The sequence below is a fragment of the Streptomyces durmitorensis genome (genome assembly GCF_023498005.1).
In the GTDB taxonomy this organism is placed as follows: domain Bacteria; phylum Actinomycetota; class Actinomycetes; order Streptomycetales; family Streptomycetaceae; genus Streptomyces; species Streptomyces durmitorensis.
Genome location: NZ_CP097289.1, coordinates 4,605,262 through 4,625,695 on the forward strand (window position 1 = coordinate 4,605,262; position 20,434 = coordinate 4,625,695).

17 protein-coding genes and 1 pseudogene are annotated in these 20,434 nt (G+C 71.6%); 8 read left to right on the forward strand and 10 right to left on the reverse strand.

What is annotated here, in order from left to right:
- Positions 1 to 33: 33 nt before the first annotated feature.
- A complete protein-coding gene (locus M4V62_RS20640) occupies positions 34 to 375 on the reverse strand; it encodes a YbaB/EbfC family nucleoid-associated protein (RefSeq protein WP_160506267.1) in 342 nt (113 codons plus the stop codon).
- Between the two features lie 309 nt (positions 376 to 684).
- Here M4V62_RS20640 and M4V62_RS20645 point away from each other — a divergent pair, with 309 nt between their 5' ends.
- Positions 685 to 1,500 carry an SLATT domain-containing protein gene (locus M4V62_RS20645; RefSeq protein ID WP_249588724.1) on the forward strand — a complete coding sequence of 272 codons (816 nt, stop codon included), beginning with the start codon at positions 685 to 687 and terminating at the stop codon, positions 1,498 to 1,500.
- 540 nt (positions 1,501 to 2,040) lie between these two features.
- On the opposite strand, the gene M4V62_RS20650 is transcribed toward M4V62_RS20645, so the two are convergent.
- The 5 genes from M4V62_RS20650 to M4V62_RS20670 form a co-directional block, all read right to left on the reverse strand.
- Positions 2,041 to 2,691 (reverse strand): hypothetical protein, encoded by a 651-nt coding sequence (locus M4V62_RS20650; protein ID WP_249588725.1) that lies wholly within the window; start codon positions 2,689 to 2,691, stop codon positions 2,041 to 2,043.
- 91 nt (positions 2,692 to 2,782) lie between these two features.
- The gene (locus M4V62_RS20655) at positions 2,783 to 5,248 is read right to left on the reverse strand and encodes a dolichyl-phosphate beta-glucosyltransferase (protein ID WP_249588726.1); all 2,466 of its coding nucleotides are present in this window, start codon (positions 5,246 to 5,248) and stop codon (positions 2,783 to 2,785) included.
- Positions 5,245 to 5,958, reverse strand: a complete 714-nt coding sequence (locus M4V62_RS20660; RefSeq protein WP_249588727.1) for a GntR family transcriptional regulator — start codon at positions 5,956 to 5,958, stop codon at positions 5,245 to 5,247. Before M4V62_RS20660 ends, M4V62_RS20655 begins: the two co-directional genes overlap by 4 nt.
- A gap of 584 nt (positions 5,959 to 6,542) precedes the next feature.
- Positions 6,543 to 7,910, reverse strand: coding sequence for an aspartate aminotransferase family protein (locus tag M4V62_RS20665; RefSeq protein ID WP_249588728.1), 1,368 nt, complete (start codon positions 7,908 to 7,910; stop codon positions 6,543 to 6,545).
- Positions 7,911 to 8,176: 266 nt separating this feature from the next.
- Positions 8,177 to 8,665 (reverse strand): hypothetical protein, encoded by a 489-nt coding sequence (locus M4V62_RS20670; RefSeq protein WP_249588729.1) that lies wholly within the window; start codon positions 8,663 to 8,665, stop codon positions 8,177 to 8,179.
- Between the two features lie 72 nt (positions 8,666 to 8,737).
- On the opposite strand from M4V62_RS20670, the pseudogene M4V62_RS20675 reads away from it, so the two are divergent.
- Both M4V62_RS20675 and M4V62_RS20680 read left to right on the forward strand, forming a co-directional pair.
- Positions 8,738 to 9,430: pseudogene (locus tag M4V62_RS20675) on the forward strand (response regulator transcription factor); the annotation flags it as partial.
- A 224-nt stretch (positions 9,431 to 9,654) separates the two neighbouring features.
- Complete coding sequence (locus tag M4V62_RS20680; RefSeq protein ID WP_283779099.1) at positions 9,655 to 11,007, forward strand: sensor histidine kinase; 1,353 nt, start codon at positions 9,655 to 9,657, stop codon at positions 11,005 to 11,007.
- Here M4V62_RS20680 and M4V62_RS20685 read toward each other — a convergent pair.
- A complete protein-coding gene (locus M4V62_RS20685) occupies positions 10,940 to 11,752 on the reverse strand; it encodes a VTC domain-containing protein (protein ID WP_249588730.1) in 813 nt (270 codons plus the stop codon). The two genes, M4V62_RS20680 and M4V62_RS20685, sit on opposite strands and share 68 nt — an antisense overlap.
- A complete protein-coding gene (locus M4V62_RS20690; RefSeq protein ID WP_249588731.1) occupies positions 11,749 to 12,414 on the reverse strand; it encodes a DUF4956 domain-containing protein in 666 nt (221 codons plus the stop codon). The genes M4V62_RS20685 and M4V62_RS20690 overlap by 4 nt, the downstream gene beginning before the upstream one ends.
- Before the next feature lie 156 nt (positions 12,415 to 12,570).
- Here M4V62_RS20690 and M4V62_RS20695 point away from each other — a divergent pair, with 156 nt between their 5' ends.
- From M4V62_RS20695 to M4V62_RS20710, 4 genes are all read left to right on the forward strand, one after another.
- Positions 12,571 to 13,173: a DJ-1/PfpI family protein gene (locus M4V62_RS20695; RefSeq protein WP_249588732.1), complete on the forward strand. Its 603-nt coding sequence runs from the start codon at positions 12,571 to 12,573 to the stop codon at positions 13,171 to 13,173.
- Positions 13,170 to 13,661, forward strand: coding sequence for a MarR family winged helix-turn-helix transcriptional regulator (locus M4V62_RS20700; RefSeq protein ID WP_249588733.1), 492 nt, complete (start codon positions 13,170 to 13,172; stop codon positions 13,659 to 13,661). Before M4V62_RS20695 ends, M4V62_RS20700 begins: the two co-directional genes overlap by 4 nt.
- Before the next feature lie 78 nt (positions 13,662 to 13,739).
- A complete protein-coding gene (locus M4V62_RS20705; RefSeq protein WP_249592915.1) occupies positions 13,740 to 15,785 on the forward strand; it encodes a serine/threonine-protein kinase in 2,046 nt (681 codons plus the stop codon).
- A 101-nt stretch (positions 15,786 to 15,886) separates the two neighbouring features.
- Positions 15,887 to 17,431 (forward strand): substrate-binding domain-containing protein, encoded by a 1,545-nt coding sequence (locus M4V62_RS20710; RefSeq protein WP_249588734.1) that lies wholly within the window; start codon positions 15,887 to 15,889, stop codon positions 17,429 to 17,431.
- Between the two features lie 4 nt (positions 17,432 to 17,435).
- Here M4V62_RS20710 and M4V62_RS20715 read toward each other — a convergent pair whose 3' ends face one another.
- On the reverse strand, positions 17,436 to 18,719 hold the full coding sequence (locus tag M4V62_RS20715) for an adenylosuccinate synthase (protein WP_249588735.1): 1,284 nt from the start codon (positions 18,717 to 18,719) through the stop codon (positions 17,436 to 17,438).
- 131 nt (positions 18,720 to 18,850) lie between these two features.
- Between M4V62_RS20715 and M4V62_RS20720 the strand changes: the two genes are divergently transcribed.
- Positions 18,851 to 19,744 (forward strand): diacylglycerol kinase family protein, encoded by an 894-nt coding sequence (locus M4V62_RS20720; RefSeq protein ID WP_425575258.1) that lies wholly within the window; start codon positions 18,851 to 18,853, stop codon positions 19,742 to 19,744.
- An 89-nt stretch (positions 19,745 to 19,833) separates the two neighbouring features.
- On the opposite strand, the gene M4V62_RS20725 is transcribed toward M4V62_RS20720, so the two are convergent.
- A complete protein-coding gene (locus tag M4V62_RS20725; protein WP_249588737.1) occupies positions 19,834 to 20,361 on the reverse strand; it encodes a GbsR/MarR family transcriptional regulator in 528 nt (175 codons plus the stop codon).
- Positions 20,362 to 20,434 lie beyond the last annotated feature (73 nt).

A 20,434-nucleotide genomic window follows, 5' to 3' on the forward strand; every position in this document is an offset into this window, starting at 1 on the left:
TTTGATACGTACGGTAGTTGGCCTGCGGCCCTCTTAGAAGGGAAGGCCCGGGATGCCTCCGCCGCCCAGGCCCTGCGCGAGCGGGCCCAGCTTCTGCTGCTGGAGCGCCTGCGCGTTCTCGTTCGCCGCCTGGACCGCCGCGACGACCAGGTCGGCGAGAGTCTCGGTGTCCTCCGGGTCGACCGCCTTGGGGTCGATCACGAGGCCGCGCAGCTCGCCGGAGCCGGTGACCGTCGCCTTGACGAGGCCGCCGCCCGCCTGACCTTCGACCTCGGTGCGCGCGAGCTCCTCCTGCGCGGTCGCGAGGTCCTGCTGCATCTTCTGGGCCTGCTGGAGCAGCTGCTGCATGTTGGGCTGGCCACCACCGGGGATCACGATCAGCTCCTGTTCATGGAGGTGTTTACGGTGGATTTTCCACCTGGAATGAGCCTACGTGGTCGAGGGTGCCCTCGCCCCAGCACTCTTTCGAGTGAGATCAGCCGTCCTCCTATACCTGATCAAGCACCTCTTCCGGGCGGAAATACCGCGAAAACGGGCTCAGGGCCACCCATTGGGCGGTAGGACTGGGGCTGCGCATGAGCAGATGACATCTGTCGCGTCAGCACCAGCTGTCACCGGGCGCGCACCGTACGGAACCGCCGCAGGGAACAGTCAGGGATCTCGTAGAGGTAGAGGGAGTGCCGGGTGAGCCAGCCGGATATGCAGCCCGAGGGGGTGCCCCATGAGGGGCAGGGTGCCGGGGCGGGGGCCGGTGGGAGTGCCGGTGCGGGTGCCGGTGCGGGTGCCGGTGCGCAGCAGAGCGCTTCCGGTGGCGCGGACGGTGCTCGGCTCGGGGATCTGACGGGGCGGACCTTTCCCCTCGGCGACTGGGGTGAGCCCGCGGAACGGCTCGACGAGCTGTACCGGTGGGTGGAGCGGGGCGCGCTCAACACCGCGGAGTGGTACTTGTCCGACCGGGCGTGGAAGCGGTGCGGGGCGCGGCTCGCTCGGGCCGGGGCCGCGGTGGGGGCCGTGGGGGCGGGGGTGTTTCCGCTGCTCGATCTCGCGGGGGCGGTGGGGGGCGTCGCCACCTGGGGGTTCGTCTCGTTGCTCGCGGGGGTCGCGTGTCTCGGGTGCGACCGGTTCTTCGGGCTGACCTCCGGGTGGATGCGGGACGTGGCCACCGCGCAGGCCGTGCAGCGGCGGCTTCAGGTGCTCCAGTTCGACTGGGCGTCGGAGAGTGTGCGGGAGGTGCTGGGGCCCACCGAGGGGACTGCGAGTGAGGCTGCCGAGCGGTGTCTTGGGGTGCTTCGGCGGTTCTCGGAGGATGTGACCGAGCTGGTGCGGTCCGAGACCGCGGACTGGATGGTGGAGTTTCGGTCCGGTCCCGCGCCGTTGGCCATGCAGGCCGTGGTTCCGGCCTCCCGGGGGGAGGCAGGGGCCGTCCTCCCCATCCGGGCCGCTCTGCCGCCGGGGGCTCGGCCCAACATGCCTCGGCAGCGGCCGCCTGAGCCTCGTTGAGGGGGCGGGGTGGGGTGGGGTGGGTGCGGGTCAAGGCGGTCCCTGCGGGGCAATCCCCAATCCCGCCCCTTCCCGAAACTGGGGCTCCGCCCCAGACCCCGCCGTGGCTCGGTCGATCACCGGCTCCGCCGAGTTCGTCCTCAAACGCCGGACGGGCTGAAAGATGTCCCCCACCGGGTGGGGGGTGGGCGGGCGGGAAAGGGGCGGGCTCTACGGACGGGCTGAAACACCGCCGGGCGGGCCCAACGCGGGGGGTGTCGCCCCCGGGTGCGGGGCGGGCGGGTGGGAAAAGGGCGGGCTCTGCGGGCGGGCTGGGACACCGCCGGGCGGGCCCGACGCGGGGGGCACCCCGGAGCGCGGGGCGGGTGGGTGGGAGAAGGGCGGGCTCTGTGGGCGGGATGGAGCGGTGCTGGGCGGGCCCGACGCGGGGGGCACCCCGGAGTGCGGGGTGGGTGGGAGGAGGGTTGGCCTGCCGGAGGCGGAAAGGCGGGTTCCGGCAGGCCAAGTGCGGGGCGTGCTCCCGGGGGCCGAAGCCCCGGGTCAGCTGTAGATGATCATTGAGCCTTGGGCCAGGCTCCGCGTCGTTGCCGCGTGCAGGCCCAGCCACACGTGGCGCTCCCTCGCGAAGGGGCTGTCGTCCGGGGGAGCCGGGGCCGCCGGTTCCTCCAGGGACGTGGGCGCCTCCGGCGGCGTCGGCGGGCGCGGAGGATTCGCCGCGTCTATGCCGATGGACGGGGCCACGAACTCCAGTTCCCGCAGCAGCGCCTGCGCCGAGCCCAAGGGCCCCCCGCCCGCAAGCAGTTCGTCGTTGGACAACGGCGCCGGGAAGTCGACAGGGACGTACGCACCCGCGTGGTCGTAGTGCCAGACCAGGTGCGACTGCTGGGCCGTCGTGTCGAACATCTCCAGCAACTGCTCGTAGTCCCCGCCCAGTTCGTCCACCGGCGTGACCTCGAGGCCGCAGACCTGGAGGAGATACGCCCGGCGCAGGAAATGCAGCGCGTCGTAGTCGAAGCCCGCGACCGGGGCCACGTCCCCGGACAGGCCCGGCATGTAGGCGAAGACGGGAACGGGGGGCAGGCCGGCCTCGTGCAGCGCCTTGTCGTACGCCGCGATCTCCTCCGCGAAGGGATTGTCGGGGCTGTGGCACAGCACGTCGACGAGCGGGACCAGCCACAGATCACAGGCCAAGGGTGCTCCTCAGGTCAGGCTCATACGCGGACGGCATTTCGGACGTCGGACGTTCCTCGCGTTCAGGCAGCGTAGTCCGGGCGGACGCCCCCTAGCTCCCCTTGTGCAGATCCCAGATCCACACCCCGTCTACCCACTTTCCGGGCCGGTCAAGGAGTTCCTCCACCGTCACCCGAAGTTCGGCGTCGTGCTCCTGCGGCACGAGGACCAGGACGCCCGCGTTCCAGTACGCCAGGTCCTCGCGGGCCGCCCTGCGCCACGCGTCCGTGATCTGCGGTGCGCGGCCCGACGCGCGGACGTCGCGCAGGAGGTTCGACGTGTTGCGGGGCGAGGCTCCGTAGATGCCGACCCGGTCCGGGCCCCAGGGGCCGTTGAAGTAGCCGCCGGGGAGGCTGAAGCCCAGGTCGGCCGTGGTCTGCCAGTGCAGCGCCTCCGCGCCGGACGGATCCGGGAGCGGTACCGGTACGAGGGACTCGCCCTCCCCCACGTACTTCCGCCAGGCCCCGTCGGCGATGAACGCCGGTACCTGTGCCCGCTCCACCGCCCGCAGCGGCGCCGGCACGATCGGCAGGAGCGCGAGGGCGACCGCGGCCACACCCGCGTACCGCGCGGCCGTCATCCGGCGCGCAGAAGCCAGGAGGCGGGCCAGCGCGAGGGCGAGGAGCATCCCGAGCGCCGGGGCGCACACCATCGCCACCCGCGACTCGATCACCGACTCGAAGAGCGGCGCGTGCGCCAGGGCCGCCCACGGGCCCGGCAGCACGATGTCCGTCAGCGGGATGCGGAACTTCGGGCCCAGCGAGAGGAACGCCGCCGCGAGGACCGTGAAGGCCAGCGCCTTCACCACCGCCCGCTCCCAGAGCCGTACGACGATCGCGAAGGCGAGCGCGGCCAGGGGCCAGCCGTAGAAGGCGTTCTGCTCGGTGGGGTTCGCGGAGAGGGCGGATGCCGTCTCCGCATTGCCCGCGAGCGAGCGTTCGGCGAAGGAGAGGAGCGCGAGCGGGCTGTTGCCCGCGTTGTCGCCGTGCAGCACGCTCGTGTAGCTCTGCGGCCCGAAGAACTGCCAGTAGAGCGGGAAGGCGACCAGCGGGACGGTGACGGCCACCGCCACCCCGAGGCCGCGCGCCAGGGGCCGGAACACCTCCCTCGCGACATCCCTGCGCACCAGGCCGTACGCCGCCGCGAACAGCAGCATGCCGAGCGCCGCGAGCAGCAGCGGTTCCTCGCCGAGGAAGATCTGGTACGTCGTGAAGAGCCCGAGGACGACCCCGTCGCGTACGACACTCGTGCCTTCGCCCCGGCCCCGGCCCTGGCCCCGGCCCCGCGTCTCGCAGAGCCGCAGCGCCCTGTCGATGATCAGCGGGATCATGAACAGGACCATGAAGTTCGGGTGCGCGTGGGCGTGGCTGATCATCGGTGGCGCGAAGGCGGCGAGTGCCGCGCCGACGGCCGCCGCGCCCCGGTGCCGTACGAGACGCCTGAGGATCAGCCAGTACCAGGCGACCCCGGTCGCGGCGAGGCCCAGCGTCATCGCCGCGTTCAGGGCGACCGCCGGGCCGAAGAGCCAGGTCACGGGGGCGAAGGGGACGGAGAGGCCGAGCATGACCGTGTTGGCCATGAGGTTCACGCCGTCGGGTTGGTTCTGGAGGGTCGTGAACAGGGGGTTCTGGAGGTGGCGGACGTTGTCCGCCGTCACCGCGAAGAACCACTCCCATTGATTCTGGTCCTGGAGGGAGTCGGGGAGATAGCGGTCGCCCGGTGCGATCCAGCGGCCCGAGTAGAGGGTGACGGCCATGGCCAGGAAGAGCGCCGCGACGAGCACGTCCTTCGGGCGGATGGTGCGGACCTTGAGCGAGGTCAGTTCGGCCAGGACCAGCGCGTAGTCGACCGGGCGGACCTTCGAGCCCTCCTGGTGCGCCCAGCGCACCGGCACCTCGGCGACCGGCCAGCCGGCGCGGCGGAAGTACTGCAGTATCTCGACGTCGATCCCCCAGCCGCGCAGGCGGGACGCGGCGAAGGCCTCACGGACACGGTCGCCGTCGAAGAGCTTGAAGCCGCACTGGGTGTCGCGGACTCCGGGGACGGCGACCGTTCGTATCAGGAAGTTGCCGGTACGCCCCAGGAGTTCGCGCAGGCGGTGCTGGCGGCTCTCGATCGTCGCGCCGGGGCGGGCGCGGGAGCCGATCGCCGCCGCGTGGCCGTCGGCGAGCGCCTTGTCGAGGCACTCCAGTTCCTCGATGGGGGTGGCCAGATCGGCGTCGGTGATCAGGACGCGGTCGCCGCGCGAGGCGAGGACGCCGAGGCGCAGGGCGTGGCCCTTGCCGAGGTTGCGGTCGGAGTGGATGAGCTGGACGCGGCCGTCGGCGGCCTCGGCGTCGGCCGCGATGTCGAGGGTGCCGTCGGTCGAGCCGTCGTCCACGACGATCAGCTCCCACCGGGTGCCGCGGTCGCCTCCTTCGGGCCCGTCCTCCAGGTACGCCCGGATCGCGGCCAGCGTGGGAGCCAGGCGCCGCTCCTCGTTGTAGGCGGGGACGACGACGGTCAGATCCACACTCATGCAGCGGCCAGCCGCTCGATGAGGGCGAGGGAGTGGGCGTTGTACTCCTCGACGATGGCGTGCGCGGCCTTGGGGTCGCGGTGCGCGAGGGCGTCGACGAGCTCGGTGTGCCGGGCCCAGAGGGTGCCGCGCAGGTCGCCGTCGCCGTGTTCGACGGCGCGGCGGAGGTAGGTGACGGCGCAGACCCAGGACTGGACGCGGATGCGGTGCAGGAAGTCCGAGAGGTAGGGGTTGCCGAAGAGGGCGCTGAGCTCGCGCCAGAAGCGCAGGTCGTAGCCGATGAGGACGTTCAGGTCGCCCGCGCAGGCGGCGCGTGCGGCTTCCTCGCCACGGCGGCGTACGGAGATGAGCGCGTCGGAGGCTTCCTTCTGGGGCCTGGGTCCCAGCGGGGTGCCGTTCTTGATGAGGTCGCGGAAGATTCCGTCGGCGACGAGGCCGCGGGCCTGGAGCATGCTGCGGTAGTCGGCGAGGGAGTGCTCGTGGACGCGGTAGCCGCGGTGCTGGTCGGCGTCGAGGAGGCCCTGCGCCGCGAGGTTCACCAGGGCCTCGCGGACCGGGGTCGCGGAGACGCCGTACTGCTCGGCGATCTCCTTGACCGTGAACTCCTGGCCGGGCTCCAGACGGCCGCCGAGGATCTCGTCGCGCAGCGCGTCGGCGATCTGCTGGCGCAGAGTGCTGCGGATGACGGCGGTGCCGTCGGTGCCGGGCATCTGGGTTCCCTCGGGAGTGTCTGGCGTGCCGGGTCTGGCGGGGGGCGCCTTGGTGGTCGTCTTGCTTACGAGCACGTCAGACTACGCGGTCGGGGTTCCCGGGGCCGGGGGCCGTCTTGCAGGTGCGGCGCCGTTCCTCTTCAGGTGCGGCCACCGTCCGTGGTCGGGTGCGGCCACCGTCCGTAGTCAGGTGCGGCGCCGTCTCCGCTCGTGCCGCCGCTTCGCGGCGGATCCTTTCCCGCCCACCCACCCGATTGCCCCGTGGGGCATGGGGGGGGTGGGGGTGGGATGCGCCGCAGGGTGATGGGTGGGCGGGTGGGGGTGATCCGCCGCGAAGCGGCGGTCCTGGGTGGTGGCGGGCCGGAGCCCTGGGGGCCAGGGCGGCCCCGTCCTGGGAAGGGCGGGGCCGTCCTGGGAAGGGCAGGGCCGTCCTGGGAAGGGCAGGGCCGTCCTGGGAAGGGCGCCGGCCCCGTCCTGGGAAGGGCAGGGCCGTCCTGGAAAGGGCGGCCCCGCCCTAGAAAGGGCGGCCCCGTCCCGGAAAGGGCGGGGCCGCAGGGGCGTGCTGGGAGCGGCTGGCCCCGGGGTCAGGACACGTGCTCGTCCGCCACGCTCAGCGCCGCGTCCAGCGCCGCCAGGCCCTCCTTCGCCTCCGTGTCCGTGATGTTGCACGGGGGGACCACATGAGTGCGGTTCATGTTGATGAAGGGCCACAGGCCCTGCTTCTTCGCGGCGGCGCCGAACGCGGCCATCGGGGCGTTCGCCTCGCCCGTGGCGTTGTACGGGACGAGGGGCTCGCGGGTCTCCTTGTCCTTGACCAGTTCCAGGGCCCAGAACATGCCCAGGCCGCGGACCTCGCCCACGCTCGGGTGCCGCTCGGCGAGCTCCGCGAGGGCCGGCGCGATGATCTCCGTACCGACCCGGGCCGCGTTCTCGACGATGCCCTCGTCCTCCATGACGTTGATCGTCGCGACGGCCGCGGCGCAGGCCAGGGGGTGGCCGGAGTACGTGAGACCGCCCGGGTAGGGCCTGCGGGCGAACGTCTCCGCGATGGCGGAGGAGATCGCGACACCGCCGAGCGGGACGTAACCGGAGTTCACGCCCTTGGCGAAGGTGAGCAGATCGGGCACGATGCCGCCGTCGAAGTGATCGGCGGCGAACCACTTGCCGGTGCGGCCGAAGCCCGCCATGACCTCGTCGAGGATGAAGACGATGCCGTGCCGGTCGCAGATCTCGCGTACGCCGGAGAGGTAGCCGGGCGGCGGGGTCATGATGCCTGCCGTGCCGGGGACGGATTCCAGGATGATCGCCGCGATGGTCTGCGGGCCCTCGAAGGCGATGGTGTCCTCGAGGTGCTGGAGGGCGCGCTCGCACTCCTGCTGCTCGTTCTCGGCGTAGAAGGGGCTGCGGTAGAGGAACGGCGCCCAGAAGTGGACGACGCCCGCCGTGCCGTTGTCGGAGGGCCAGCGGCGGGGGTCGCCGGTGAGGTTGATCGCGGCGGAGGTGGCGCCGTGGTACGAGCGGTAGGCGGAGAGCACCTTCGGGCGGCCGGTGTGCAGACGCGCCATGCGGGTCGCGTTCTCCACGGCCTCCGCGCCGCCGTTGGTGAAGAAGATCTTGTCGAGGTCGCCGGGGGTCCGCTCGGCGATGAGGCGTGCGGCCTCCGAGCGGGCTTCCACGGCGAAGGCGGGGGCGAAGGTCGTCATCGTCGCCGCCTGCTCCTGAATCGCGGCGACGACCTTGGGGTGCTGGTATCCGATGTTGGTGAAGACGAGGCCACTGGTGAAGTCGAGGTAGCGGTTGCCGTCGTAGTCCCAGAAGTACGAGCCCTCGGCGCCGGCTACGGCGAGGGGGTCGATCAGCTCCTGTGCGGACCAGGAGTGGAACACGTGCGCGCGGTCCGCCGCCTTGACGGCGGCGCCGACCTGGGGGTTCGGGTTCGGCTGAGGGGTCATGTGGGCGAGGGTAAATGTCCACGATGCGGATGGGACATGGGCGGTCTGTTTCGCGGGGGCGGGGGGTACTGGACAGTGTGTCGGGGCCGCCGGGCGCGGCACCGGGGCGTGGTTTTGTCCCCAACCCCGCCCCTTCCCGAAAACCCGCTGCGCGGGGGCCTTGGTTGCCGTCATCACCGGCTTCGCCGAGTTCGTCCTCAAACGCCGGACGGGCTGAAAGACCAACCACCGGCCGGGCTGGAAATCCGAAGGCCGGGCGGGCTGGATCAATCGTCCGCGTCCGCCACTACCCCCGCCCTCGGCTCCCCGCCCTGCCCGCAGCGGATCTCGTACGGCAGGTCCTCCTGCTCGTCGTCGTCGCTCGGCTCTGCTTCGAGGCGGGCCACCGGGCCCGGGCCCCGTTCCACGTCGTCGTCAATGTGGAAGCCGTCCGCCGGGCTCCACGAGACGAGGTAGACCGTCCCGTCGTCCCTGCACTCGACCGTCGCCGTCCCGCCCGTGAACCGCAGGGTGGAGCGGTCGGGGGGCGTCTTTGAGGGTGTCGCGGACGGCGAAGGCGACGCGGGTCGGGAGAAGGCCGGTGGCGAAGCCGACGTCGCCGCCAACGCCCTCTCCACCGCGCCCTCGTCCAGGGGACGGCTGTGTGCCGCGCCGCCGCTGTCCGAAGTAGCCAACTGCCAAGCGCCGAGCGCCCCCGCAGCCGTCCCCACTCCCACCCATGCCGCGGTCACCACCGCGCTCCGCCACTTCCTCATCCGGCCACTGTGCCGCACAGTTTCCTAACGCCCGGTTAAGGGCTGCCCAAAGCACCTGACTACGGTGGATGTATGGCCCATCTTCTCGTCGTGGAGGACGATCCCCAGCTGCGCGGCGCCCTCGTGCGCGCCCTGCGCGACAAAGGGCACGCCGTCGCCACCGCACCAGGCGGCATGGCCGGCCTGGACGCCGCTGTGACGACCCACCCCGACCTCGTCGTACTCGACCTGGGGCTCCCTGACGTCGACGGCGCCCAGATCCTGCGCATGCTCCGCGCCGTCAGCGACGTACCCGTCATCGTCGCGACCGCGCGCGACGACGAACCCGAGATGGTGGCGATCCTCGAAGACGGCGCCGACGACTACATCGTCAAGCCGTTCGGCGCCGCCCAGCTCGACGCCCGCATCAAGGCCGTCCTGCGCCGCCTCGGCGCGACCGAGGCCGCGGAAGAGCCCCTGCGCGTCGGAGGTCTGGCCATCGACCCCGCCTCACGCGAAGTCACCCTGGACGAGCGCCCCCTGGACCTCACCCCCCGCGAGTTCGACCTCCTCGCCTACCTCGCCCACCGCCCCGGCCAGGTCGTCTCGCGCCGCGAACTCCTCGCCGAGGTGTGGCAACAGCCCCTGGGCGGCGCCGACAAGACGGTCGACGTCCACCTCTCCTGGCTCCGCAGGAAACTCGGCGAGACGGCCCAGACCCCCCGCTACCTCCACACCGTCCGCACGGTGGGCGTAAAGCTCACGGCACCCGACGACGCCCCGGCCCCCACGCTCCCGCAGCCGCGCGACGCACGCGAGGGGACGGGCCGGTATGTCCGCCCGGAGCACGGCTCGCAGGACTCCCCCGCCGCAGCAACTCCGCGGCCACCGGACGATAGCGAGGACGGACATACCGGCGCGGCCCCGCCCCACAACGGCAACGAGGCGCACCACCCCGGGGAAGAGGAACCCTCCCCCCAAGACACCCCCCAAGGCCCAGGGGCCAGCTGATGCGACGCAGCCTCCTCCTCCTCACCGCCGCCACCACCGCCCTCGTACTGACCGCCCTCCTCGTCCCCCTCACCCTCCTCACCCGCACCCACGCCGCCGACCGCACCACCGCCGAGGCCACCGCCCGAGCCCAGTGGGTGGCGCACGCCATCGGCCCCGCCCTCGCCACCCCGGACGAGCGCGAGACCGCCGAACAGACCGTCGAGAGCGTCAACACCCAGAATCTGCCGACCACTTCACTCATCCTCGCCGACGGCACCGCCATCGGACCGAGCCCTCAAAACAAACAGACCCCCCGCATCACGGACGCCATCCGTCTCGCCCGCACCGGCCGCGCCTTCACCTACGAGCCCTCCACCGGCGGCCGCCTGGTCCTCGTCCCCGTCCAGGGCGCCGCCGACGGCACGGCAGTCGTCCAAGTCACGCTCACCGAGCGTCAGTTGTACGCGGGCACCATGACGTCCTGGCTCGTGCTCGCCGGGATCGGGGTCGGCCTCGTACTCATCGGGCTGCTCCTCGCCGACCGCCTGGGGGCGCGCCTCGTCGGCGCCACCCGCCGCCTCGCCCGCACCGCGGACCGCCTGGCCGCAGGCGACCTCACCGCACGCGCCACCCCCGAGGGCCCGCCCGAACTACGCCTGGTCGCGGGCCAGCTGAACCACCTCGCCACCCGCATCGACGAACTCCTCACCGCCGAACGCGAGAACGCCGCCGACCTCGCCCACCGCCTCCGCACCCCCGTCGCCGCCCTCCGCCTGGACGCCGAGACCCTCCGCGACACGGAGGAGGCGAACCGCATCGCCGCGGACGTCGCCGCCCTCGAACGCAGCGTCGACGACGTGATCCGCAAGGCCCGCCGCCCACTGCGCGACGCCCCGTACGCGGACCTGGCGGGCGTGGCACGCGAACGCGCCGAGTTCTGGCTGCCGTTGGCGGAGGATCAGGGTCGTACGACGGAGACATCGGCCCAAGACGAACCGAGTCCCGTCCCCGTCCCCGAGGACGACCTCACCGCGGCCATCGACGCCCTCATCGGCAACGTCCTCGACCACACCCCCCAGGGCACCCCGTTCCGCATCACCGTCCGCACCACCCCGGAGGGGAACGCCGAGCTCACCGTCGCCGACGAAGGCCCCGGCCTCCCCCCGACCTACGCCGCGGAACGCGGCACCAGCGGCGGCGGCTCCACGGGCCTCGGCCTGGACATCGCCCGCCGGACCGCCGAGGACGCGGGCGGCACCTTCGCCATCGCCTCCGACGCCACCCGCGGCACGCGAGTCACCCTCACCTTCCCGAAGGCACCCCCGCGGCCCGCGGAAACGCGACCCGCACCGCCCGAGCCCACCGGTTGACCCCCAACTCCGGCCGCAGCGCGGCGAACCCACCGCAGTACTTCGTGAACTCGGCGGCCCGCACCCCGTACCGGTGAAGGACCCGGTCCGCCTCCGTCAGATGACCCTGCGTCTTGGTCTCCACCAGGACGAGCCCGGAATCCGCCGCTACCGACCGCCCCGTGGCCACGTCCCGCACCACGAGCCCGGCATCACACGTGATCCGCTGCCCGTCGGCCACGAAGGTCGCCCGCTGGTACTCCGTGACGAGCGCCGTGGTCAGCCCGCCGGGCGCCTCGATGCCGTACGACCCCCTCAGCACACCCGCGAGGAATCCCTGCCGCGCGGCATCGAGCACACAGTCGTCGCCCTCCAGGCGCTGCCGGTGCTTGACCGTCTCGCCCCGGCCGCTCTTCAGCTTGATCTCGAACTGCCGCTCGCCGCTGTCCTGGTAGACCCGCTCCCGGATGCGGTAGCGCAGCCGCCTGCCCTGCCGGTGGTGGTGGTAGGTGAGGAGTTCAGGGGTGTCGTAGTACGTCGAGTGGTAGCTGAACCAGCGCTTTCCGCCGATGCTCAGGGCCCGGAAGGGGCCCGACGCGCGGCGCGGATCCGTGAGCAGCGCCGCCAGGTCGTCGAAGATCTCGACCGGCACGAGATAGCTGTTGTCGTAGCGGGCGAGCAGCTCCGCCCGCGCGTTGACCTCGTCGAGCGAGATGGGGTGCGCGGCGAGCGCGGCCCGTCCGATGGCGCGTACGGCGGGGTTCACACGGTCTCCTTCTGGTGGGGGACGGCAGGCGTGCGGGACCGGGTCGTGCGGCGTCGTGGTGCTGTACGTATGAACTCCCCGGCCCGCTCGGAAGGTTCCGGCTGCCGGAAACGGACTTCCAGAACCATCAGGTCACGTACGTAGTCGACCTCCTGGACGGTCCAGCCGAGCGGCTCCCCCAGGCGCCGCGCCAGCTCGGCGCGGAGCGCGGTCTCCTCGCGGTACACGGCGTCCAGGGTGACGACCGCGCGCCGGTCACCGGCGAAGAGGCGGGGGTGGTCGGCGCCGTACATCACCAGGAGCAGCACGGCCGCGAGCCCGGCGGCGACCGGCAGGTCCAGGCCCGGAAGACCGCAGAGGAGGCCGAGGACCAGGGTGATGAAGTAGTACGCGACCTCCTGGTGCTGCACCGCGTCCGAGCGGAGCCGCACGATCGAGAGCACCCCGAAGAGCCCGAAGCCGAGCGCGAGCCCGCCGTTGCCGCCGGCGCTCGCGAGGGCGGAGACGACCGCGAAGAGCGCGACGTTCAGGGCGAGGTAAGCGGGGACCAACTCCCTTCTGCGATGCCGTGGATAGAAGACCCCGAAGGTCAGGAGGGTCACGGCCACCAGGTCGAGGCCGAGGTGGGCGGCCATCTGTCCGAGGTTCTCTGCGCTGTCCATGACCAGGACGCTAGGGAACGGCGGGTTAAGGCCGCCCCTGGCGGGAGTTAACGAGCGCGGCGCCCACTCGGTATCCCTTGACAGCATGCTGTCGATTTGACAGCATGTTCACATAAGCGCTCAGCGGCACCCCGCCCACATCCAGTGGAGGCAGTCATGACCCGCAAGCCGAAGCCCGTGCACCTCGCCGTTTACGACACGCTCGCCGACTGGGAGCCCGGATACGCCACCGCGTACCTCGCCCGCGCCGGGTACGAGATCCGCACCGTCGCCGCGGGGTCCCTCGACCCGGTCACGACCTCGGGCGGCGTCCGCATCCAGCCCGACCTGACCCTCGCCGACCTGCGGCCCGAGGACAGCGCGCTGCTGATCCTGCCCGGCGCCGACCTGTGGGACACGGGCGACGACCTCGCCCCCTTCGGCCGCGCGGCCCGCACCTTCCTCGACGCGGACGTGCCGGTCGCCGCGATCTGCGGGGCCACCGCCGGGCTCGCCCGCGAGGGCCTGCTCGACGAGCGCGACCACACCAGCGCGGTGTCGTTCTACCTCGCGGCCACCGGATACAAGGGCGGCGAGCGGTACGTGGACGTCGACGCCGTCACGGACGGCGGGCTGACCACGGCGGGGCCGACCGAGCCCGTGGCCTTCGCCCGGGAGATCCTCGGGCGGCTCGGCGCCTTCGAGGGCGAAAAGCTGGACGCCTGGTACCGGCTGTTCCACGACTCGGACGCGTCCGCGTACGAGGTGCTGGAATCGTGAGCACCGAGCAGAACCCGGCGGACGAGGTGCGGGAGCAGCAGGACCTGTTCTCCCGCACCGCCCTCGGCGTCTTCCGGCTCAACGGCCAACTCCTCTCCGTGGCAGATGAGTTGGCCAAGCCCGGCGGTCTCACCGCCGCCTGGTGGCAGGTGCTCGGCGCCGTCCTGCGCGAGCCCCTGCCCGTCGCCGGGATCGCCCGCGCGATGGGCATCACCCGGCAGAGCGTGCAGCGCGTCGCCGACCTCCTCGTGCGGCGCGGCCTCGCGGAGTACGTGCCGAACCCCGCCCACCGCCGCGCCAAGCTCCTGCGCCCCACGGACGAGGGCCTTGCCGCCGTCCGCAGGATCAGCCCCGGCCACGCGGAGGTCGCCGCCCGGCTCGCGGAGGCGCTCGGCGAGGAGGAGTTCGCGCGGACCGTGCAGGTGTTGGAGCGGCTTTCCGGCGCCCTGTCCGACCTGGATACGGAACAACCCGTTACGGAGCCGTAGCAGGCAGTCCGTGCCCCGATGTCCTATCGCCCCACTATCCTCGATCTGTTGCACACCAACGGGGGAGGCGGCGCGGCGATGGAGAAGCTCGGGCCCGGGGATCCACAGCGAATAGGCGCTTATCGGCTGCTCGCGCGACTCGGCGCGGGCGGCATGGGGCACGTCTACCTCGCGCGGTCCGACCGGGGACGTACGGTCGCGGTGAAGCTGGTGCGTGAAGAGCTCGCCGAGCAGGAGGAGTTCAGGAACCGCTTCCGGCAGGAGGTGCAGGCGGCACGGCGGGTCGGCGGCGCGTGGACGGCGCCCGTGCTCGACGCGGACACCGAGGCGACGATCCCCTGGCTGGCCACGGGATATGTCGCGGGCCCCTCCCTGCAGAGCGTCATCTCGCACGACCACGGGCCGCTGCCCGAGCGGTCCGTGAAGATACTGGCGGCCGGGCTCGCCAACGCCCTCAAGGACATTCACGCGGCGGGCCTCATCCACCGCGACCTCAAGCCGTCGAACGTGCTCGTCACGATCGACGGCCCCCGCGTCATCGACTTCGGCATCGCCCGCGCGCTCGAAACGGTGACCGACGGCGGACTGACCCGCACCGGCGCGCTCGTCGGCTCGCCCGGGTTCATGGCGCCCGAGCAGGTGCGTGGCGACCGGATCACCCCGGCGTGCGACGTGTTCTGCCTGGGCTCGGTCCTGGCGTACGCGGCTTCGGGCGCGCTGCCGTTCGGCACGGCCAACAGCGGCGTGCACGCGCTGATGTTCCGTATCGCGCAGGAGGAGCCGGATCTGGAGGGGCTGCCGGAGGAGCTGGCCGAGCTGGTCGGCGACTGCCTGCGCAAGAACCCCGCGGACCGGCCTTCGCTGGAGCAGCTCCTTGAGCGGACGAGGGCGGAGGACACGCTCGGCGACGGCGGCCGGACGCGGGACCCCTGGCTCCCGGGGGCGCTCGTGGCTCAACTGGGCCGCCATGCGGTGCAGTTGCTCGACACGGAGAATCCGGACGAGGGCGGGCCGGAGGCGCCGTCCGCGAAGGGCACCGTTCCGCCGGTGTCGCTCGCGCCGCCGAAGGGGTTGGCGGCCGGGGGCAATGGTGGCGCGTCCAAGCAGGGCGAGGACGAAGCCGGGTCCGGGTCCGGGTCCGGGCCTGCTGCCGCGGCCGTCGCCGGAGCAGGAGCCGGGGCCGGGGCCGGGGCCGGGGCCGGGGCAGGCGCCTTGGCTGCCGCCGCGTCCGGGGCCGGGGGCAAGCCGGAGCCCGCCGACGGCGACACACCGCCACCGCCCGGCAGACCGGGCGAGGCCCCCCTCGACCACCTCCCCACGATGATCACCGGCCAGGCACCACCGCCGACTCCCCCGCCGGGCTCGGCGTACGGCTACCCCCAACAGCACCCCCAGCAGCACCCGCAACAGCACCCGCAGCCCGGCTACGGCTACCCCCAGCAGAACCCGTACGGACCCACGCCTCCGTACGGGCCCACACCTCCGTACGGCCCTCTCGTCCACCCGCAGGGCGAACCCCCGCGCCGCAGCGGGCGGTCCACCGCCGCGCTCATCGCGGTGGCCGTCATAGTGGCCATAGGAGCGGGCGGCACGGTGTACGCGGTGATGAAGGGCGAGGGCAGCACGAAGGCGGGCGGCACGAGCTCCGACTCGCCGTCCAACAGCGCGCCCGAGACGCCGGGCACCCCCTCCGAGGAGAATTCGCAGGATCCCGAGAGCCCGCCCACGACGCCCGCGTCCAAGGAAAAGGACGAGGACAAGGACGAGGACGGCGCGATCCCGGACACGTTCCTCGGCACCTGGAGCGGCTCCATCCAGAACAACCTGGGGAGCAACTCCCGCCAGCTCGTCCTCCAGCAGGGCGAGGTCGGCGACACCGTCGTCTCGATCACGGCGGACGGCCCGACCGACACCGGAGGCACGTACCACTGCGTGTTCCAGGGCAAGTTGGAGTCGGTCAGCGGCAACACCCTGCGCATCGGACCGACGGATGTGATCGTCGGCCAGCCCGCGACCTCCTGCCGACCGGGCCAGGCGAGCACGGTCACGCTGCTCGCGAACGGCAGGCTGCACCGGGAGAACACGGGCACGGACAAGGGGCTGACGTACGACAAGGAGGGCTGAGCGCGCGGTAGTTGAACGCCGGGCGAACAGCTCCCGTCCGGACGGACAAGGGACGGACAAGGGCAGCCCGACGGCCGCCCGCGGCGCTTATCGTCCCGCCCATGAACTGGTTGGGCACCGAAAACATCATCGCCGTGCTCGCCATCCTGGTCGGCATCGCCGGCGCGTTCGTCCCCGTGCTGCTCGAACGCCGCGTACCGCGCCGCAAGCGCATCGGCTACCGCAAGCAGATGGACACGGCGATAGGCGACAACGTCCGTACGGGCGACGCGAACGCGCGCCTCGGTCTCTTCGACGAGGCCCCGGAGATGTCGGACGCGACCCTGGTGCTCCTGCGCGTCGAGAACGACGGCTCGCTGCCGATCGACGTCGCCGACTACACGGGCCGCTCGCCGCACGGCCTGACCGCGGTCTTCGAGACCCGCACGATCCGCGCGGTGGCGGTGACGCTGCCGCCCGAGGCCGACCACCTGATGGAGCACTTCGCGCCCGGCACGGGCCTCGGCTACGAGGACGGCAGGCTGCACATCCCGCGCGTGCCGCTCAACCGGGGCGAGTACTACAAGCTCCTCGTCCTGCTCACCGGCGGCCCCGTGGACAGCGGCTACACCGTCATCGGCGGCATCCAGGGCGGCGAGACGCACGAGAACCACAGCTCGGCCCCCGACGAGAAGCCGCCGCTGTTCAGCAGGCTCTCGCAGCGTGTGGCCATCGCCCTGAGCCTGGTGATCCTCGGCCTCGCGGGCCTCATCCTGCGGCCCGACGCCACGCCCCCGCCCTCGTTCTGCAAGCAGGGCGACCTCACCCTGACGGGGTCGACCGCGTTCGAGAAGGCCGCCGAGGAGCTGGCGGACAAGTACATGGACGAGTGCGAGGGATCGAGGATCGAGGTGAGCGCGCACGGAAGCCGGGGCGGGGTGCGGGAGCTGGCGGGGATGGACGCGAAGTCCGCCGACGGCGGCAAGGGCTCACCGCCGGTGATCGCCTTCTCCGACGGCCCACGGCCCGCCAGTTACAGCCAGCTGAGCGAGACGCGGGTCGCGGTCTCCCTGTTCGCCCTGGTCGTCAACGACGCGGTTCCGGTGAAGAACCTCTCCACGACCGACGTACGCCGTCTCTTCACGGGCGAGATCCGCAACTGGAACCAACTGCCCGGCGGCCCGGACAAGCCGGTGGTCCTGGTGAGCCGGGGTTCGAGCTCGGGCACCCGGGTCACGCTCCAGCACCGGGTGCTCAAGGGCGCGTCGGAGATCCAGGAGTCCTCAAGTGACTGCCTGACCAAGGACATCAGCCCCAAGGCGCCCCTGATCCGCTGCGAACTCGACGACACGGACCAGGTCCTCGCCACCGTCGCCGATACCCCGGGCGCGATCGGCTACAGCGAACTCCGCAAGACGACCACCCTCAAGGACTCGCACCGCCTGAACCTGGACGGCCACGTACCGTCCCTCGACCGGATCCAGACCAGCGGCTATCCCTACCGCGAGATCGAGTACGCCTACACCTACGGCAGCCCGCCCGCCTCATCCCTCGCGTCGAGCTTCCTCGCGTACGCGGTCCGCGGAAACGGCCAGGACGTGGTCCGCACCCACGGGCACCTGCCGTGCCAGACGCCCGTGGGAATGCGGATGTGCGGGGAGAACTGAGCCGCTAGATGAACGAGTTGATCTCGATCGTCTCCGTGCGGCCCGGGCCCACGCCGATCGCGGAGATCGGGGCGCCGGACATCTCCTCCAGGGCCTTCACGTAACCCTGCGCGTTCTTCGGCAGGTCGGAGAAGGTCTGGGCCTTGGTGATGTCCTCGGACCAGCCGGGGAGGTACTCGTAGACGGGCTTCGCGTGGTGGAAGTCGGTCTGGTTGTACGGGAGTTCCTCGACGCGCTTGCCGTCGATCTCGTACGCCACGCAGACCGGGATCTGCTCCCAGCCCGTCAGGACGTCCAGCTTCGTGAGGAAGAAGTCCGTCAGGCCGTTCACACGGGTCGCGTAACGCGCGATCGGCGCGTCGAACCAGCCGCAGCGCCGGTCGCGGCCGGTCGTCACACCGCGCTCGCCGCCGATGCGGCGCAGGTCCTCGCCATCCTGGTCGAAGAGCTCCGTCGGGAACGGGCCCGCGCCGACACGCGTGGTGTACGCCTTCAGGATGCCGATGACGCGGCTGATCTTCGTCGGGCCGACGCCCGTACCCGTGCAGGCGCCGCCCGCGGTCGGGTTCGAGGAGGTGACGAAGGGGTACGTGCCGTGGTCCACGTCCAGGAGCGTGCCCTGGCCGCCCTCGAAGAGGACGACCTTGTCCTCGTCCAGCGCGTTGTTCAGGATCAGCGTCGTGTCGGCGACGTACTGCTTGATGTTCTCGCCGTGCTCCAGGAGCTGCTCGACGATCTGGCCGACCTCGATGGCGCGGCGGTTGTAGAGCTTGGTGAGGAGCTGGTTCTTGACCTCAAGAGCCGCCTCGACCTTCTGCTCCAGGATCGACTGGTCGTAGAGGTCCTGGACGCGGATGCCGGTGCGGTTGATCTTGTCGGCGTAGGTCGGGCCGATGCCGCGCCCCGTCGTGCCGATCTTGCGCTTGCCGAGGAAGCGTTCCGTCACCTTGTCGACGGTCACGTTGTACGGCGTGATGATGTGCGCGTTACCGCTGATCAGCAGCTTCGACGTGTCGACGCCGCGCTCGTTCAGACCGCTCAGCTCGGAGAGCAGGACCGACGGGTCGACGACGACTCCGTTGCCGATGACAGGCACGCAGTCCGGGGAGAGAATCCCGGAAGGGAGGAGATGCAGCGCGTACTTCTGGTCGCCTACGACGACCGTGTGGCCGGCATTGTTGCCGCCCTGGTAACGCACCACATAGTCCACGGAGCCACCGAGCAGGTCGGTGGCCTTTCCCTTGCCTTCGTCACCCCACTGAGCACCGAGCAGCACAAGTGCGGGCACAGGCGTACACCCCTTCCGGGCGGGGCATGTCCAAGGTCAGGGGCCGTAGCCGCCATATGGGTGTGCCTTGGATGCTGCCCCGGAATAGACGAAGCCCCTGGCGCAATAGCGCAAGGGGCTCTTGCACAAAGATGCTACCCGAGGACTCAGAAAAGGGGCGCACGTTGTCGGCTCGCGACCAGCTGCTAGTCGTCATCGACCCGGTCGCCCGGCGCACGGACGGTGAGTCGGTACGGATCGCGAAGGACGTACTCGGCGCGGGTGCGGCCGTCCGTATCTGCCTGCCGGAAGGGCCCGAGGATTTCGCGAAAGCCCTGGCCAGAAGGGGTACGCGCCGTCCTGTGGTGATCGGCGACGACCGGGCTCTGCTGCGCGCCGTGGCGGCACTCCACCGGGAGCGGGAGCTCCATTCGTGTGCGGTTTCGGTCGTTCCGGTGGGCGCGGTCCAGGTGCTTTCGCGATCTCTCGGAGTGCCCATCGGAGCCGTCGCGGCGGCCCGTGCGGTGCTCGAAGGGGCCGAGCGGCGGCTGGATCTGCTCGTGGACGACAGCGACGGGGTGGTCCTCGGGACCCTGCGGATCCCGCCGGTCGCCGCGTCGGCGTCCGAGAGCGCTTCCGGGGGCGCTTCCGGGAGCACTTCCGGGAGCACGGCGGTGGACGGCCACCCCTGGCTGCGTACGTGCCAGTCCTTCGTACGTACTCTCGCGCGCCCCTCGCGGGTGGCGTCGGCGCCCGGTCCCGCACCCGCGCGGCTGCGGGTGGAGGCGGACGGCGTGCTCGTGGTGGACCTGGACCAGCCGGTGGAGGGGGTCTCGGTGCGTCCGGGGTCCGACGGTTTCGCGGAGGTCGAGGTCCGGCCCACCTCGGTGGGCGCGGCGGCCCAAGCCCTGCGGGTGCGGGCGCGGACGATCACGGTGTCCGGGGCGGATTTCCGCTACCGGGCGGATGCGGTGGTCGGGGGGCCTGTGCGGACTCGGACCTGGGCGGTGCGGGCCAGTGCCTGGGGCTTGATGCTGCCTCGGTGACCCGGCCTTCGGGTGCGGCGCCGTTCTCTCCTGGGCCGCCGCTTCGCGGCGGATTTTTCCCGCCCACCCACCCGAATCCCTGAAGCGGCCTACTTGCCGAACAAGCTCTCCCTGTGCACCCGCCACCGCTCCAGCATCTCCGCGATCTCGCGCTCGACGAACTCGAAGAAGGCGAGCGTCTCGGCCATGCGGCGGCCCGCCGGGGTGTCGGGGCCCAGGCTGGCGACGCCGTCGCTCAGGGCACTCTCCCAGCGCTTGAGGACCCCGTCACGGTTGGCCAGCGCCTCGTACCACTGGTTGCTGTGCACCCGGAAGAGGTCCCGCCGTGAGCCGGGGTCGCGCTCCCTGGCCACCATGTGCTGCTGCGTGAGATAGCGGACCGCGCCCGAGACCGCCGCGGGGCTCACCTGGAGGCGCTCCCCCAGCTCCGCCGAGGTCAGCGCGCCCGAGTCCGACGCGAGGAGCGCCGCGAAGATCCTCGCGGGCATCCTCGGCATGCCCGCCTCGACCAGCTGCGCGGCGAACTGCTCCACGAAACGTGAGACGACCTCGTCGTCACGCCGCGTCTCGTCCTCCCGCCGCGCCTCTTCGTTGGACCCCTCGGACCCCTTGGGCATCTGCTGATCATCTCCCCTGCTGTGCCGGTCGCGGTCGAGTTTATACGCTTCCTTAACTTCACAATTTTGTGAA

What these genes read in the sequence shown, in the direction of transcription:
- M4V62_RS20655 (WP_249588726.1), bottom strand. Translation starts at nt 5,248, where the DNA reads ATGAGTGTGGATCTGACCGTCGTCGTCCCCGCCTACAACGAGGAGCGG.
- M4V62_RS20660 (WP_249588727.1), bottom strand. Translation starts at nt 5,958, where the DNA reads ATGCCCGGCACCGACGGCACCGCCGTCATCCGCAGCACTCTGCGCCAG.
- M4V62_RS20665 (WP_249588728.1), bottom strand. Translation starts at nt 7,910, where the DNA reads ATGACCCCTCAGCCGAACCCGAACCCCCAGGTCGGCGCCGCCGTCAAG.
- M4V62_RS20670 (WP_249588729.1), bottom strand. Translation starts at nt 8,665, where the DNA reads ATGAGGAAGTGGCGGAGCGCGGTGGTGACCGCGGCATGGGTGGGAGTG.
- M4V62_RS20680 (WP_283779099.1), top strand. Translation starts at nt 9,655, where the DNA reads ATGCGACGCAGCCTCCTCCTCCTCACCGCCGCCACCACCGCCCTCGTA.
- M4V62_RS20690 (WP_249588731.1), bottom strand. Translation starts at nt 12,414, where the DNA reads ATGGACAGCGCAGAGAACCTCGGACAGATGGCCGCCCACCTCGGCCTC.
- M4V62_RS20695 (WP_249588732.1), top strand. Translation starts at nt 12,571, where the DNA reads ATGACCCGCAAGCCGAAGCCCGTGCACCTCGCCGTTTACGACACGCTC.
- M4V62_RS20705 (WP_249592915.1), top strand. Translation starts at nt 13,740, where the DNA reads ATGGAGAAGCTCGGGCCCGGGGATCCACAGCGAATAGGCGCTTATCGG.
- M4V62_RS20710 (WP_249588734.1), top strand. Translation starts at nt 15,887, where the DNA reads ATGAACTGGTTGGGCACCGAAAACATCATCGCCGTGCTCGCCATCCTG.
- M4V62_RS20720 (WP_425575258.1), top strand. Translation starts at nt 18,851, where the DNA reads ATGCTACCCGAGGACTCAGAAAAGGGGCGCACGTTGTCGGCTCGCGAC.
- M4V62_RS20725 (WP_249588737.1), bottom strand. Translation starts at nt 20,361, where the DNA reads ATGCCCAAGGGGTCCGAGGGGTCCAACGAAGAGGCGCGGCGGGAGGAC.